This is a genomic window from Agromyces sp. Y575 (assembly GCF_059445445.1).
The window spans coordinates 644730-659410 of record NZ_JCAIUI010000003.1 but is presented as its reverse complement, the minus strand read 5'-3'; the positions used below and the strand labels follow the sequence as shown (position 1 = coordinate 659410).

The 14681-nt window shown below is 68.8% G+C and carries 15 protein-coding genes; 2 read left to right on the top strand and 13 right to left on the bottom strand.

What is annotated here, in order from left to right; translation table 11 throughout:
* The 10 genes from AC1C2U_RS15155 to truB form a co-directional block, all read right to left on the bottom strand.
* Entirely contained in the window at window positions 1–240 is a 240-nt protein-coding gene (locus AC1C2U_RS15155) for a hypothetical protein (RefSeq protein WP_495362590.1), read from the bottom strand.
* 10 nt (window positions 241–250) lie between these two features.
* Window positions 251–1111 (bottom strand): aldehyde dehydrogenase family protein, encoded by an 861-nt coding sequence (locus AC1C2U_RS15150; RefSeq protein WP_495362589.1) that lies wholly within the window; start codon window positions 1109–1111, stop codon window positions 251–253.
* Window positions 1108–2682 carry an aldehyde dehydrogenase family protein gene (locus AC1C2U_RS15145; protein ID WP_495362588.1) on the bottom strand — a complete coding sequence of 525 codons (1575 nt, stop codon included), beginning with the start codon at window positions 2680–2682 and terminating at the stop codon, window positions 1108–1110. Before AC1C2U_RS15145 ends, AC1C2U_RS15150 begins: the two co-directional genes overlap by 4 nt.
* A gap of 82 nt (window positions 2683–2764) precedes the next feature.
* Window positions 2765–3772 carry a deoxyribose-phosphate aldolase gene (deoC, locus tag AC1C2U_RS15140; RefSeq protein ID WP_495362587.1) on the bottom strand — a complete coding sequence of 336 codons (1008 nt, stop codon included), beginning with the start codon at window positions 3770–3772 and terminating at the stop codon, window positions 2765–2767.
* Window positions 3773–3818: 46 nt separating this feature from the next.
* Window positions 3819–4763: a sugar-binding transcriptional regulator gene (locus tag AC1C2U_RS15135; protein ID WP_495362586.1), complete on the bottom strand. Its 945-nt coding sequence runs from the start codon at window positions 4761–4763 to the stop codon at window positions 3819–3821.
* 133 nt (window positions 4764–4896) lie between these two features.
* Window positions 4897–6111 (bottom strand): MFS transporter, encoded by a 1215-nt coding sequence (locus AC1C2U_RS15130; protein WP_495362585.1) that lies wholly within the window; start codon window positions 6109–6111, stop codon window positions 4897–4899.
* 51 nt (window positions 6112–6162) lie between these two features.
* On the bottom strand, window positions 6163–7095 hold the full coding sequence (locus AC1C2U_RS15125; RefSeq protein ID WP_495362584.1) for a bifunctional riboflavin kinase/FAD synthetase: 933 nt from the start codon (window positions 7093–7095) through the stop codon (window positions 6163–6165).
* Window positions 7092–7535 carry a hypothetical protein gene (locus AC1C2U_RS15120; RefSeq protein ID WP_495362583.1) on the bottom strand — a complete coding sequence of 148 codons (444 nt, stop codon included), beginning with the start codon at window positions 7533–7535 and terminating at the stop codon, window positions 7092–7094. The genes AC1C2U_RS15125 and AC1C2U_RS15120 overlap by 4 nt, the downstream gene beginning before the upstream one ends.
* 26 nt (window positions 7536–7561) lie before the next feature.
* Window positions 7562–7930: a hypothetical protein gene (locus tag AC1C2U_RS15115; RefSeq protein ID WP_495362582.1), complete on the bottom strand. Its 369-nt coding sequence runs from the start codon at window positions 7928–7930 to the stop codon at window positions 7562–7564.
* Entirely contained in the window at window positions 7927–8862 is a 936-nt protein-coding gene (gene truB / locus AC1C2U_RS15110) for a tRNA pseudouridine(55) synthase TruB (RefSeq protein ID WP_495362581.1), read from the bottom strand. The genes AC1C2U_RS15115 and truB overlap by 4 nt, the downstream gene beginning before the upstream one ends.
* 84 nt (window positions 8863–8946) lie before the next feature.
* Here truB and AC1C2U_RS15105 point away from each other — a divergent pair, with 84 nt between their 5' ends.
* Complete coding sequence (locus AC1C2U_RS15105) at window positions 8947–9942, top strand: ketopantoate reductase family protein (RefSeq protein WP_495362580.1); 996 nt, start codon at window positions 8947–8949, stop codon at window positions 9940–9942.
* Between the two features lie 149 nt (window positions 9943–10091).
* On the opposite strand, the gene AC1C2U_RS15100 is transcribed toward AC1C2U_RS15105, so the two are convergent.
* Together AC1C2U_RS15100 and AC1C2U_RS15095 are read right to left on the bottom strand one after the other, a co-directional pair.
* A complete protein-coding gene (locus AC1C2U_RS15100) occupies window positions 10092–12212 on the bottom strand; it encodes a hypothetical protein (protein ID WP_495362579.1) in 2121 nt (706 codons plus the stop codon).
* 276 nt (window positions 12213–12488) lie between these two features.
* On the bottom strand, window positions 12489–13091 hold the full coding sequence (locus tag AC1C2U_RS15095) for a nucleoside/nucleotide kinase family protein (protein ID WP_495362578.1): 603 nt from the start codon (window positions 13089–13091) through the stop codon (window positions 12489–12491).
* 47 nt (window positions 13092–13138) lie between these two features.
* Between AC1C2U_RS15095 and AC1C2U_RS15090 the strand changes: the two genes are divergently transcribed.
* Complete coding sequence (locus tag AC1C2U_RS15090; RefSeq protein WP_495362577.1) at window positions 13139–14029, top strand: HhH-GPD family protein; 891 nt, start codon at window positions 13139–13141, stop codon at window positions 14027–14029.
* Window positions 14030–14067: 38 nt separating this feature from the next.
* Here the strand turns inward: AC1C2U_RS15090 and rbfA are convergent, their stop codons facing one another.
* On the bottom strand, window positions 14068–14568 hold the full coding sequence (rbfA, locus tag AC1C2U_RS15085) for a 30S ribosome-binding factor RbfA (RefSeq protein WP_495362576.1): 501 nt from the start codon (window positions 14566–14568) through the stop codon (window positions 14068–14070).
* Between the last annotated feature and the right edge of the window lie 113 nt (window positions 14569–14681).

Genomic DNA, 14681 nt, shown 5'->3' with positions numbered 1-14681 from the left:
TCATGCCCGTTCGTTGCCTCGCCGGTAGTTGCCGCTCGCCCGGGCGAGCAGGTGCTGCGCCTGTGCATCGTCCGCGAGTTGGAGCGCGGCAACGAGACGTGCCGCATCGCGGCCGCCGACGGTCATCACGGGCGCGCCTCCGCGTGAGACGATCACGCCGCCCTGTTTCGTGACGCGGTACTCGAACGGGTCGGTGACGAGCCGACCCCGTTCGTCCGAAGCTCCAGAGCGACCGGCCATGTCTTCACGCCTACTTCAGGCTCTTCGTGTGCCAGACCGTCTTGGTCTCGGTGAACGCGCTGATGCGGGCGAGCGCGGGCGCCGCAGCATCCGGACCCGACTCGGGACGCAGCACTCGCTTCAAGGTGTCGGCCGCGTCGATCTCGAGCGAGATCCAGTCGAGTTCGCCGGCACCGACGAGGTCGATCGCGTTGACGTCGGCGTGGCTCGCGAGCCACGGTGCGATCTCGGCGGGCGAACCCGTGAGCACGTTGACGACTCCCTTCGGCACGTCGCTCGTCGCGAGCACTTCGGCGAGGCTGATCGCCGACAGTGGGAACCTCTCGCTCGCGACGGCGACGACCGCGTTCCCGGCCACGAGCGCCGGTGCGACGGCCGAGACGAAGCCGAGCAGCGAGCTGTCTTGCGGCACGATGACCGCGACGACGCCGGTCGGTTCAGGCACCGAGATGTTGAAGTACGGCCCCGCGACGGGGTTCGCGTTGCCCGTGACCTGTGCGAACTTGTCGGCCCAGCCCGCGTACCAGACCCAGCGGTCGATCGCTTCGTCGACCTGAGCGGATGCCGCGGCGCGCGTGACCCCCTCGGCCTCCTCGATCTCGGCGATGAACTGCGCCCGTCGACCCTCGAGGAGTTCGGCGATGCGGTAGAGCACCTGCCCGCGGTTGTACGCGGTGGCGCCCGACCATCCGCCGACCGAGGCGCGAGCGGCCACGATCGCGTCGCGGGCGTCTTTGCGAGAGGCCTTCGCGGCGTTCGCGAGGAAGCCACCGTCGGCCCGGAGCACCTCGTAGGTGCGACCCGACTCGCTGCGCGGGAAGGCTCCCCCGATGTAGAGCTTGTAGGTCTTCGGCACGGCGAGGCGGCTCATCGCTTCGATCCCTTCGTCGCGGGCTTGGTTGATCGAGTAGGCCGCTTTGCGGCCGTATCGAGATCACCCTTCGCGGCACCCGAGGTCTCGATACGCGGCTTCGCTCGACCGCCGGTGACGGCTGCCTGGCCGATGGGCGCCGGTGCCAGATACGCCGCCAGACCGTGCCGACCGCCCTCGCGGCCGTAACCCGACTCCTTGTAGCCGCCGAACGGCGACGCGGGGTCGAACCGGTTGAAGGTGTTCGCCCAGATGACGCCGGCGCGCAACTGGTCGGCGACGGCGAGGATGCGACTGCCCTTGTCGCTCCAGATGCCTGCGGAGAGGCCGTAGGGCGTGTTGTTCGCCTTCGCGATCGCCTCGGCCGGGGTGCGGAACGTCAGTACTGAGAGCACGGGGCCGAAGATCTCCTCACGGGCGATGCGGCTCGAGGTCTGCACGTTCGTGAAGATCGTCGGCGCGAACCAGAAGCCGTTCTCGGGGATGTCGCACGGCGCGGTCCAGCGCTCGGCACCCTCGGCGACTCCGATGTCGGAGAGCGTGCGGATTCGTTCGAGCTGCTCTTTCGAGTTGATGGCGCCGATGTCGGTGTTCTTGTCGAGCGGGTCGCCGAGGCGCAGCGTCGAGAGGCGCAACTTCAGTCGCTCGACGACCTCGTCGTGGATGTTCTCCTGCACGAGCAGGCGCGAGCCCGCGCAGCAGACGTGTCCCTGGTTGAAGAAGATTCCGTTGACGATGCCCTCGATGGCCTGATCGATGGGGGCGTCGTCGAAGACGATGTTCGCCGCCTTGCCGCCGAGCTCGAGCGTGACCTTCTTGTCGGTGCCGGCGATCTGCTTCGCGATGGCGCGGCCGACGCCGGTCGATCCGGTGAACGCGACCTTGTCGACTCCTTCGTGTGCGACGAGCGCGGCACCCGTGTCGCCCGCGCCCGTGATGATGTTCACGACACCGGCGGGCAACTCGGCCTGCTGCAGGATCTCGGCGAAGATGAGCGCCGACAGCGGCGTCGTCTCGGCCGGCTTCAGCACGACGGTGTTGCCCGCGGCGAGCGCGGGGGCGATCTTCCACGCGAGCATGAGCAGCGGGAAGTTCCACGGAATCACCTGTGCGGCCACGCCGAGAGACCGAGGGTTCGCGCCGAGGCCCGCGTGGTCGAGCTTGTCGGCCCAACCCGCGTAGTAGAAGAACCATGCTGCGACGAGGGGTACGTCGACGTCGCGCGACTCCTTGATGGGCTTGCCGTTGTCGAGCGACTCGGCGACGGCGAGCTCACGGGCCCGCTCCTGCACGAGGCGGGCGATGCGGAAGAGGTACTTTCCGCGGTCACGACCGCTCATCTTCGACCAAGTGCGATCGTACGCGCGGCGCGCGGCGGCGACGGCCGTGTCGACATCGGCCGCGTTGGCGTTGGCGATCATCGCGATGCGCTCTTCGCTCGCCGGCGAGATGGTCTGGAACGGTTCGCCGCGGCCGTCGACGAACTCGCCGTCGATGAAGAGGCCGTAGTTGTCGCGAAGCGAGAGGATCGCCCGGGACTCGGGTGCGGGTGCGTATTCGAGGAAGCTCATGATGTGGAACCCTCCGGTTCGTGAAGCGTGTGGTCGCGTGTGATTCGGTCCCTGAGGAGGCCCGCCAGGGCCAATCGAAGGGTCAGTCGATCGTCACGTAGTCGGCGCCGGAGTAGTGCCCGGTTGCGCTCTTCTGGCGCTGCAGCAACACGTCGTTCAGGAGGCTCGACGCGCCGAAGCGGAAGAGGTGCGGCTGGAGCCACTCCTCGCCCACCGTCTCGGCGACCGTCACGAGGTACTTGATGGCGTCTTTCGACGAGCGGATGCCGCCCGCCGGCTTCACACCGATGCGCTGGCCTGTGGCCAGGTGCCAATCGCGCACGACCTCGAGCATGAGCAGGGTGACCGGCAGCGTCGCCGCGGGTGCGACCTTGCCGGTCGAGGTCTTGATGAAGTCGCCGCCCGCGAGGATCGAGAGCCACGAGGCGCGGCGCACGTTGTCGTACGTGACGAGTTCGCCGGTCTCGAGGATCACCTTGAGGCTCGCGCTCGACCCGTCGGCACGCCGGCACGCCTCTTTGACCGAGGCGATCTGGTCGAAGACGAGACCGTAACGGCCGGCGAGGAACGCACCGCGATCGATGACCATGTCGATCTCGTCGGCGCCCGCCGCGACCGCTTCTGCCGTATCGGCGAGCTTGATGTCGAGCGAAGCACGACCGCTCGGGAATGCGGTTGCGACCGCCGCCACCGAGACGAAGCCGTCATCGGGGTCGCCGTGGGCGCCGCCGAGGGCAGCGATCGCGTGCGGAACCATGTCGCCGTACACGCAGACCGCCGCGACACGCGGGGTCGAGGTATCAGCCGGGTCGGGGTTGACCGCCTTGGCGACGAGCGAACGCACCTTGCCGGGGGTGTCGGCACCCTCGAGGGTCGTGAGGTCGATGAGCGAGATGATGCGGTCGAGCGCCCACTGTTTGGAGCTCGTCTTGATCGAGCGGGTGCCGAGGCCGGCCGCGCGCTGCTCGAGGCCGACGGCGTCGACACCCGGGATGCCGTGCAGGTAGCGTCGCAGGGTCGCGTCGTCGGGCTCACCGCCGAGCACGGCGAGTGCCCGCTCGCGGGCGGTGACGAGGGAGGTGCCTGACATGAGGAATGACCTGGCTTTCGTTTGGTGTTCGGCCGACCGAGTGGCGTCAGCCGTCGAGGAGGTGGAGTGCGGTGGCCTCGTCGGTGACGAGCACCGAGCAGAGCCGACTGCGCACGACGGCGTCGGCCACGGCATGCTTGGCGGGCCCCGAGATGACGGCGATCGCGAGTGGTGCTCTGCGCAGTTCGTCGAGCGTGAGCCCGACCGTACGGGCGTCGAGTGCCGGATCGACGATGTTGCCGTCGGAGTCGATGTAGCGGCCGACGACGTCGCCGACGGCACCCTTCTGCACGAGGAGGTCGACGTCGGGTACCGAGAGGTACCCGCTCTCGACGTGCACCGATGAGCGGTCTGCGGCTCCGGCGCTGAAGAGGTAGGCGTCGGCCGATCGTGCGAGCTCGATCACGCCCGCGACGACGCGGTCGGATTCGATGGCCTCTTTCGTCTCGAGCCGCTCGAGGATCGCCGGGCTCGGCAGCAGGGTGGCGCTGCCGCCGCCCTTCTGGGCGATGCCGACGGCGGTCGCCGCTGCCGTGCCTGGCCGGCGGTTGAGACTCACACCGCCGTTGATCTGCACGACGTTGACGCCGGTCGCCCAGCCGCTTCGCAAGTGCTGCGAGATCTCGAAGAGCGTGCGCCCCCAGCTCACTCCGAGCGTGCGGGGTACCGGCCGGAGCGCGGTGAGGTAATCGGCCGCCGCCTGCGCGGTGCGTGCCTGCAGTTCTTCGGGCGAGGTCACCCCGGCGGTCGAAACGACGATCGCGTCGGCGAGACCGCGCTCTTCGCGCAGCCGCCGTTCGATCGGCAGTCGCCGCGCGCGCGGATGCAGGATTTCGATGCGGATGAACCCGCGCTGCTTCGCCTGGGCGAGAAGTCGCCCGACCTTCCACCGGGTGAGGCGCAACGCCTGCCCGATCTCGTCTTGGGTCTTGTTCTCCTCGTAGTAGAGCTCAGCGGCCCTGATCGAGAGCAGTTCGTCGATCTCGTCCATGCGCCTCCGTCCCGTTCACCTTCGCGCCACGTTCACCTCCCAGCGTAGGCAGCCGGATGCGCATCGGCAACACTCGCAGGCGATGCTGCTCACATGAGCAGACGGGCAACGGATGGCGCGCGTCCTGCCCCCGTCAGCGCTCGCGTTCGTCCTCGAAGTAGCGCGGACGGGCGACGACCGCACCCGCGATCGCCGCAGGAACGGCGGATGCGAGGAGGAACAGCAGGGGCCAGCTCCACCCGCCCGTCCACTGGTGCAGGAGTCCGACGAGGAGCGGACCGACGGCCACGATGAGATACCCGGCGGACTGCACGAACCCTGAGAGTGCGACCGCCCCCGAATGCGTCCTCGTGCGCAGGTTGATCAGCACGAGGGCGAGCGGGAACAGCAGCGGGCCGGTGCCGGCGAGTGCCACCCAGAGCCAGGTCACCCAGCCCGGCACGAGGAGCAACCCGAGATACCCGGCGACGAGGGTCGAGACGGCGATCGCCGTGAGGAGGCGCACCTTGCCGTACCGGGCCGCTATCAGCGGCACGAGCAGGCCCGCGGGCAGGCCCATCGCCGCGTAGAGCGAGAGCAGTGCGCCGGCCTCCGCCGGTGAGACGCCTGCGATGTCGTGCAGGATCGATGGAAGCCATGCGAAGGCCGCGTAGGCGTTGAACCCCGACACGGCGAACAGGACGGCGAGCGACCAGGCGAGCGGCGATCGCAGCGCATGGCGCAACTGACCGGGGTCAGCCTCTTCCGGCAGCGCCTCGAGTGCCTGACGCTTCGGATGCAGCAGCATCGCCACCCACGGCACGAGCGAGATCACCGCGATGAGCGCCCACTCGCCGAGCGAGACGCGCCACCCCGCGGCATCCGCCACCGGCACTGCGATGAGCGGCGGGGTGAAGGTGCTGACCGACATCGCCGTCACGTAGATCGTCGTGACGAGGCCGATGCGATCGGGGAAGTACCGCTTCACGAGGGGCGGCAACAGCACATTGCCGACACCGATCGCGGCGAACGTCAGCGTGCTCGCCGCGACGAGCCAGAGCGCCGAGCCGGCAAGCCCCCGCCCGGCGAGGCCGATCGACAAGGCGACGAGTGCGGCGATGAGCGTCAACTCGAGCCCGAATCGCTTCGCCACCATCGGCGTCAGGATGCCGAACACCGCATAACAGAGCGGCGGCAGCATGCCGAGGAACCCCACGACGGCGGGAGAGAGCGACACCTCGGCCTCGAGTTGCGCCAGAATCGGTGACAGCGACGCCACCGCCGTACGGAGGTTGAAAGCGACGAGCACGATGCCGATGAGGGCGAGGGTTCGACCCGCCCAGAGCGGTCGGGGCGGGAGCGAAGTCATCGCCTCGAGTCTAGGCGCGGCGAGCCTCAGCCCTCAGCCTCAGCCTCAGCCTCAGGCGCCGAGGATGCCGCGAGTGCGCTCCACATCGTCGCGGATCGTGTCGATCAACGCCTCGATGCTCGTGAAGGCCACCATGCCGCGAATGCGATCGACGAACTCCACGTCGACGACATGGTCGTAGAGATCGAGTTCGCGATCGAGCACGTACGCCTCGACCTGTTTCTTCGCCACGCCCTCGAACGTCGGGTTGTCGCCGACCGAGATCGCCGCCGGGTAGCGCGTGCCTGCGTCCGTCAGCCATCCGGCATAGACGCCGTCGGCCGGGATCAGGCCCTCGGACTCGGGAGTGAGGTTCGCAGTCGGGAAACCGAGTTCGCGGCCGCGGGCGGCGCCGTGCACGACGATGCCCGAGACCGTTGGTGTGTGACCCAGCAGTTCGGTCGCCCGTCGCACGTCGCCCACGGCGAGCAGTTCGCGGATCCACGTCGACGAGACCCGCCGCTCGCCCTCGGGGCGAACGTCGTCGATGACGTCGACCGTGAAGCCGAAGGTCGAACCGAGTTCTTGGAGCAGCGCCACATCGCCGGCGCCGCGAGCGCCGTAGCGGAAGTCGCTGCCGACGAGCACCGCCTTCGCGTCGAGCGCGTCGACGAGCACGCGCTCGACGAACTCCGTGGCCGGCACGGAGGCGAGTGCCCGATCGAACGGCAGCAGCAGAGTCGCGTCGACTCCGGTTGTCGCGAGCAGTTCGAGTTTCTGGCGCACGCTGACGAGCGACTCGGGGCATTTCTCGGGTGCGAGCAGGGCGAGCGGGTTGCGATCGAAAGTGACGACGATCGTCGAGAGGTCACGATCGACGGCGATGTGCCGGGCCCGCTCGATCACGGCACGATGCCCCTGGTGCACGCCGTCGAACTTGCCGATCGTGACGACCGACGGGCCGGTGCCGGCGGGCACCCCGGCCAGTCCCTTGAACGTCTTCACGAGGCATCCGCCCCACGCGTCGGCCGATGCCGGGCGAGCCACCACATGCCGAGCACGGGCAGCACGAGTGGGATGAACAGGTACCCGCGGCCGAACCATGACCAGACCGTGTCGTGCGGGAAGAGTTCGGGCAAGACGATGCTCAACGCTCCGACGACGATGACGCCCGTGAACTCGAACGCGATCGTCGCCCACGCGACGCGGTACCACGCGACTCCCGGCAGGATCAGTGCGGCCGTCGCCACGACGTAGACGACCGCCGCGAGCGCCGAGAGCGCGTACGCGAGCGGCGCCTCGTCGAACTTCGACGCGATCTGCACGAACGAACGCCCGATCGCCGCGAGCGCGAGCACACCGTAGACGGCCACGAGCACGCGCCCGATGCCGCTCATCCGCCGGCTCTGTTGCACCTCGGGCCGGGCACTGCGCACGTCACTCATTTCGTTCGATTCTCTCAGACCTGTGTTCACGCCTGCTGCACGGTCCAGATCTGCAGCATGCGGTAGACCATGACCGCGACCGCGAGCGCAGCGACGCCGAGAATCACGGTCGACCAACGATTGCGTTCCAGCAGCGCCCAGAACGCGGCGGCAGGCGGCAGCAGCAGGGCTCCGACGAGGTAGGTGTAGAACTCGAGCAGACTCCCGGTCGGATCGTTGCCGAACGCGGGCGCGGCGATCGCGACGACGAGTTGTGCGACGAGCAGAAGTTCGATGAGGGCGAGCGCGCCGATCGTGAGGTCGCCCGGCACGCGCCCGGCCAGACCCAGGACGATGCCGAGCAGCCCCGCGGCGACGGCGACGGCGAGCAGCACCCAGGTGAACCACTCGATCATGCGCCGACCTCCTGCGACTCGGCGGGCGGGAAGCCTGTGACGACCTTCAGCTGCCGGCCGCGAGGCTCGACGATCGCGACGAGGTGGTCTTCGGGATCGATGGCCGCGAGCACCGCGGGCAGTTCGATTGCGGGGTCGGATGCCGCGAGCCCGTCGACCGCCGCGATGTCGACACGTTTCCCGTGCCCGAGGTCGATGGCCTGCTGTTCGGTCAGTGCTACGACGGGCAGCGCGCGCCGCGCGGCATCCGCTGGACTCATCATCGCGTTCGCCACGTCGAAGCCGTCGAGCTCGCCGGCCTCGTCGACGCCGAACCGGCCGATGCGCGTGCGACGCAGCGCCGTCAGGTGCCCGCCCGTGCCGAGGGTCGCGCCGAGGTCGCGGGCGAGCGCCCGCACGTACGTGCCCGAGGAGCACTCGACGCGCACATCGACGTCGAGGTATGCGTCACTCGAACGGAACGCGAGCACCTCGAAGGCCGAGACGGTGACCCGGCGCGCCGCGAGCTCGACCGTCTCGCCGTCTCGCACCCGTTGGTATGCACGTTTGCCGGCGACCTTCACGGCGCTGACCGCGCTCGGCACCTGCTCGATGTCGCCCGTGAGCGGGGCGATGGCCGCGCGGACCGTCTCTTCCGAGACGGCGGCGATGACCTCGGGAGCGGCAGCGGCGAGGGGGTCGCCCTCGGCGTCGTCGGTCGTGGTGTTCCAACCGAGGCGGATGGTGGCCAGGTATTCCTTCTCGAGGCCAACGAGATAGTGCAAGAGGCGCGTCGCCCCGTTCACGCCGAGCACGAGGAGGCCTGTGGCCATCGGGTCGAGCGTGCCCGCGTGCCCGATCTTGCGGGTGCCGGCGAGGCGACGCATGCGTGAGACGACGTCGTGGCTCGTGATTCCCTGCGGCTTGTCGACGAGGAGTATGCCGCTGTTCACGCCGTACAGGCTAACAGCCGCGCGCCGCTCCCCCGTGCCGCGCCCCCGGCGACGCGGCCCATGCCGCCCATCTACGCTGGGACGGTGAGAATCGGCATCATCGGCGCGGGCGCACTCGGCGGCACGTTCGCCGCGCTCCTCGCGCGAGCAGGGCACGACGTGGAGGTCACCGCGCGCGGTGCGGGCCTCGACGCGATCCGCGCCTCCGGCATCAGCCTGAGCGGTGGATACGGCGACGTGCACGCACGGGTCGCCGCCGGTGAGCGACTCTCGGTTGCGCCCGAACTCGTGCTCGTGTGCACGAAAGCACAAGACGCGGCCGCCGCTATCGAATCCAACGCCGACCTCGTCGACGGAGTTCCCGTCGTCGTCGTGCAGAACGGCCTCGACGGGGTCGCGACCGCCACTCGCCTGCTCCCCCGCTCCTCCTGCATGGGGTTGCTGTCGATCATCGCCGCCAACTACACCGAGCCCGGCGTCGTGCGCGTCACCACCTCGGCGACGAGCTACCTCGGGCGCGGTGACGGACCGGCCGACGCCGAGTGCACGCGCATCGCGGCCGTGCTCTCCGAAGCGGTGCCGGTTGTCGCGATCGGCGGGTTCCGCGGCGCGCAATGGACGAAACTCGTCGTCAACATGCTGAACGCCGTGCCCGCGATCGTCGGGCGCAGCGTGCAGGACGTCGTCGACGATCGGCGCCTGCGGCGCGTCGTCACGGCTTCGATGCGAGAGACCGTGCGCATCGGCATCGCGCGCGACGTGCGCTTCGGCGCCCTGCAGGGGCTCAACAACGGGCGGTTGCGGCTCTTCGCCCGTATGCCGCTCGCGGTCGGCCAGGTGCTGCCGTGGCTCATGCGCGTGCGCATGGGCAGGGTGCCGAATCTCGGCTCCACCCAGCAGAGCGTGCGCCGCGGGCAGCCGACCGAGGTGGACTTCTTGAACGGGGCCGTCGTGCGCGAGGCATCCATCGCGGGCCTCGACGCTCCGGTCAACCGGGCGCTCACCGCGCTCGTGCACGAGGTCGAGCAACGCGGCGAGTCGTTGTCGGCTGAGCGGGTGCTCGCCGACGTTCCCGTTTGACGCGACGGATGTCACGATCCGGGTGATCCACGGATGCCGCGAGCCGGCCCCGACGACGGATGCCGTGGATCGGCGACCCTCGTGATGAACGCGCATGACACGACGAAGGGGGCCCGGCGAACCGGACCCCCTCAGTGTGCGTCAGTTGATCAGGCGCGCTTGCGTCGGATTCGCGCGATCACGAGGAACGCGAGTCCGGCGACCACGATGATGCCCGCGACGATCGCGATCGTCGTGCCCGCGAAGCCGGTGCTCGCAAGCCCGGTGCCGTCGGAGGCGGCGGGTGTGCTGTCACCGCCGGAGCCCTTCGGGCCGGCGCACTCGGGAGTGGCTGCCGGGTATGAGATCGCCACGGCGAGCTCGGGGTTCACGACGATCGTCGCGTCGATGTCGCCTCGGGTCCACGCGAAGTTGTCGTCGACCTCGACCCACTGGTTACCGACCTGGGCCCAGCCCGGCCAACCGGTCGGCGTGACGCCGTCGGCGGCGACCGTGGCGCCGGGCCACAGCACCTTGCCATCGAGCGTGCCGCCGTCGAGCTCGCCGAGCTCGATCGTCTCGGTGTTCGTACCGTCGGTCAGCACGAGTGAAGCGGTGTTGCCGGTCGACTGCTCGTCGGGGTCGATGAGCTCGATGTCGAACAGGATCCACGGGGCATTCGCCTCGCAGACGCCGGTCGCGACCGAGCCGTTGAGGCTCGGCTCGATGCAGTCGGCGTCAGAGTACGAGAAGATCCAGGTGAAGGGGCCGCTCGTGGGGAAGGTGTAGCCGGGCTGCGCCGTGGCCGTCACCGTGATCTCACCGTCGACTCGCTCCGAGTTCCAGTCGATCGTCTCGGTGTCGGTCGGAACCTCCAGCTTCTCGTTCTCAGGACCGCAGGTGTCTTCGAACGTCGGCTCGCCGACGAGGGCGATCACGCAGGGGCTGTCGTCGACCGTGAAGGTCCAGACATTCTTCGCGCCCTCGGGGAACTTCGAGCCGGGCTTCGCCGTGGCAGTCACTGTGATCTCGCCGTCGACCTCTTCCGAGCTCCAGTCGATCGTGTCGGTGTCGGTCGGAACCGTCAACTTCTCGTTGTCGGGACCGCAGGTGTCTTCGAACGTCGGCACCCCGACGACCCCGATGACGCACGGCTCATCATTGATGGTGTAGGTCCACGACGTGGTCGCGCCCTCGGGGAAGGCGTGGCCCGGCTTCGCGGTCGCAGTCACCGTGATGACACCGTCGACCTCTTCCGAGCTCCAGTCGATCGTGTCGGTGTCGGCAGGAACCGTCAGCTTCTCGTTGTCGGGACCGCACGTGTCGGCGAACGACGGCGCGCCGACGACCGGAATCACGCACGGCTCGTCGTTGACCGTGAAGGTCCACGTCGTGGTCGTGTCGTAGGGGAACGTGTAGCCCGGCTTCGCGGTCGCGGTCACCGTGATGACACCGTCGACCTCTTCCGAGCTCCAGTCGATCGTGTCGGTGTCGGCAGGAACCGTCAGCGTCTCGTTGTCGGGACCGCACGTGTCGGCGAACGACGGTGCACCGACGACCGGGATGATGCACGGATTGTCGTTGATCGTGAACGTCCACGACGTCTTCGCGTTCTTCTTGAATACGTAGCCCGGCTTCGCCGTCGCAGTCACCGTGATGACACCGTTCGCCTCGACCGAGTTCCAGTCGATCTTCTTCGTGTCTTCGGGAAGCGTCAGCTTCTCGTTGTCGGGTCCGCACGTGTCGGAGAAGCTCGGCGCACCCTCGACGGGGATCTCCGTGGGCGTCTTGCCGCAATCGCCCTTGAGGTTCTCGACACGACCGTCGGAGCCCTTGCTGAAGTCGTCGGCCCACTTCGTGTAGGCGTAGATCCACGGCCCTGTCTTCGTCGTGCCCGGCAGGTGCTCGGTGCCGAGCGTGATCGTCTTGTTGCCCGTCGTCGTGATCGGGCCGCGATCCATGCCGTTCGCGTTCTTCGGCGTCCCGTCGAAGCCGGTGTCGCCGACGCGCCACTTCGTCGTGCCCGTGTTCCCCTTCGACACGTTCGACAGCTTCAGGGTGTAGGTCACGTCGTACTCGCCGGTGACGGTGTTGCACTCGGCGTTTGCCTTGAGGTCGCCTGTGTGCGCGCTCGCGGGCGCCGCCACGCCGACGAGGGCGAGTCCCGCACCGAGGACGACGGCGGTGATCGCCGCGGCGATGCGTCGCAGCGGATTCCGGGATGTCGTGCGCTGGCGCGCACCGGCATCCCCGTGGGCAGCGTGCGCCTCTGCGGCGCGGGGCTTGCTCATTCGGGTTTCTCCATCGGTCTGGCCCGGCTGGATCAGCGAATCCGAGGGATGACGAAGGGCGCGTTCGGGGCGCACAGCAGAGTCGACGGGCACGGACGTGCTCGTCGACTGGCGTCGGGTGTTTCGGGTGGTGCGATCGGGTTCGCGAAGCCGGGAGGGCTGGCAGTGTCACCATTATGTCGCCTCAGAGGAGGACTGGCCATGAATTCCTCGAATTCGGGCCGAAAATGGCACCCGAATGGGGGACGCCGGTCATTCCGACATCGTCTGGTGGCTTCAGCAGCTGTCGAAGAACCGGCGACGCGGGTGTTCGGGGTCGCTGTTGTCGACGACGATGGATGCCACGAGACGCGGGTCGGCCTCGGCGTACGCGATCTCGTCGGCGGGGTCGACGGGCTCGCCGTCGAGGGCGATGCGTACGTCCCAGAGCCCGGCAAGTCGTTGCCGCAGGAGGAACCGGCCGTCGATCACGAGGATTGCGTCATCGGGGCCGGTGATCCACTTCGGCTCGACCCACGTGTCACGTGCTGGATCGAAGACCCGGGTCACGAACGCGGTCGAACCTCCGAGCCGGAATGGCTCGACGAGCACGCGCCGCAATGCCGACTCGTCGAAGCCGTAGCGGAAGTATCGGGCGGGCGTGTCGTCGCCGAAGACCGCCTGCGCCTCTCTCGAGCGATGGAACCCCTCCATGCTCGCGCGGAACACCGCGTGATCGCGTTCCTCGAGTACCGCTGCGAGATCGTCGCCGAAAGCGGTCTTACCGCTCTGCAGCGGACCGTCGATCGCCACGATCATCCGCCCGCGACCGTGATGCTGCAAGATCTCATCGGCGATCGAACGGAGGAAGGTGACCCGGGGCGTCGTGACAAGCCGCATGCCCCGAGCCTAGCTCCGTGACATCCGCCTCGCCGTAGGCTGGACGAATGCCCCGCCGCCCGACCGCCGATGTACTCACGCGGCCGGTCATCGACTGGTTCGCGGATGCCGCGAGGCCGCTGCCATGGCGAGCGGCCGAAGTTTCCCCCTGGGCCGTGCTCGTGAGCGAGTTCATGCTGCAGCAGACGCAGGTCGCCCGGGTGATTCCCCGGTGGCAGGCATGGATCGAGCGCTGGCCGACCGCGGCGGCTCTCGCTGCCGAGCCGCCGTCCGAGGCGGTTCGCGCGTGGGACCGGCTCGGCTACCCGCGCCGGGCCCTCTGGCTGCACCGTGCCGCCGTCGAGATCGTCGAGCGGCACGGCGGCGAAGTGCCCGCCGATCTCGACGCCCTCCTCGCACTGCAGGGCATCGGCCCCTACACGGCACGCGCGATCGCTGCGTTCGCATTCGGCGAGCGGGTTCCGGTCGTTGACACCAACACCCGCCGGGTGATCGCACGCGCAGTTCTGGGACACGGCGAGCCGGCCCCGCCATCGACGGCACGCGACCTCGCCGCGATGACTGCACTGCTCCCCCGCGACGCCGCGGATGCGCGTGCCTTCAATGCGGGCGCGATGGAACTCGGCGCTATCGTCTGCACTGCCAGAACGCCGCAGTGCGCGGCATGCCCGATCGCCGACTCGTGCGCATGGCGAGCTGCCGGCTACCCCGCGTATCTGGGGGCGAAGAAGGCCGTGCAGGCGCAGTTCGCCGGCTCCCACCGGCAAGTGCGCGGGCTCGTGATGCGCGAACTCAGAGCTGCGCACCGCCCGGTCTCACGAGTCGAACTCGCACCGCTCTGGCCCGACGCGGCGCAACTCGATCGCGCCGTCGCCACCCTCGTCGCCGACGGGCTCGCAGTTCACGAGGCTGACGGATACCGTCTGCCTGAGGCCTGACCGGCAGGGCGACGCGCTCGCGGTGGTGACGCGGAACCTCAGCGCGCGGTGCCGGGCTCGTCGTCGTCGGAAGCGTCGAGATCGCTCTCACGCTCGCGGTCGAGCATCTCGTCGTCGAACTCCCGCGGCTTCACGTAGGGATCTGCCTCGCCCGCGTATTCAGCCGTCGAGGCGAGCTCGGCCGTCTCGGTGTCGCGAGTGCGCGCTTCATGCAGGAGCGCGGCGATGTGCTGGGCGTTCTCGGGGATCGCGTCCGCGATGAACTCGAGCGACGGGGTGAGCCGCGCGGTGATGTTGCGGCCGACCTCGCTGCGGAGCATCCCCGTCGCGGCCTTCAGCGCCTTGGCGGAATCGTCACGCTCTTCTTCCGTGCCGTACACGGTGTAGAAGATGCTGGCGTGCTGCAGGTCACCCGTGACGCGGACGTCGGTGATGGTGACGAAGCCGAGCCGCGGGTCGCGCAAGCCCTTGTCGAGGCGCTTCGCAACGATCTCCTTGATGCGATCGGCCATCTTCCTGGCCCGTGCCGGATCCGCCATGATGTATCTCCTTTCGTGGCAAGGCCAGAACGGCTTCGCCGCCCTGCCCGCCTCGACCTGAATCGGGGTATGGTCCCCGCTCTTCACCGGAGTGAAGAGCGGGGACCCGATCC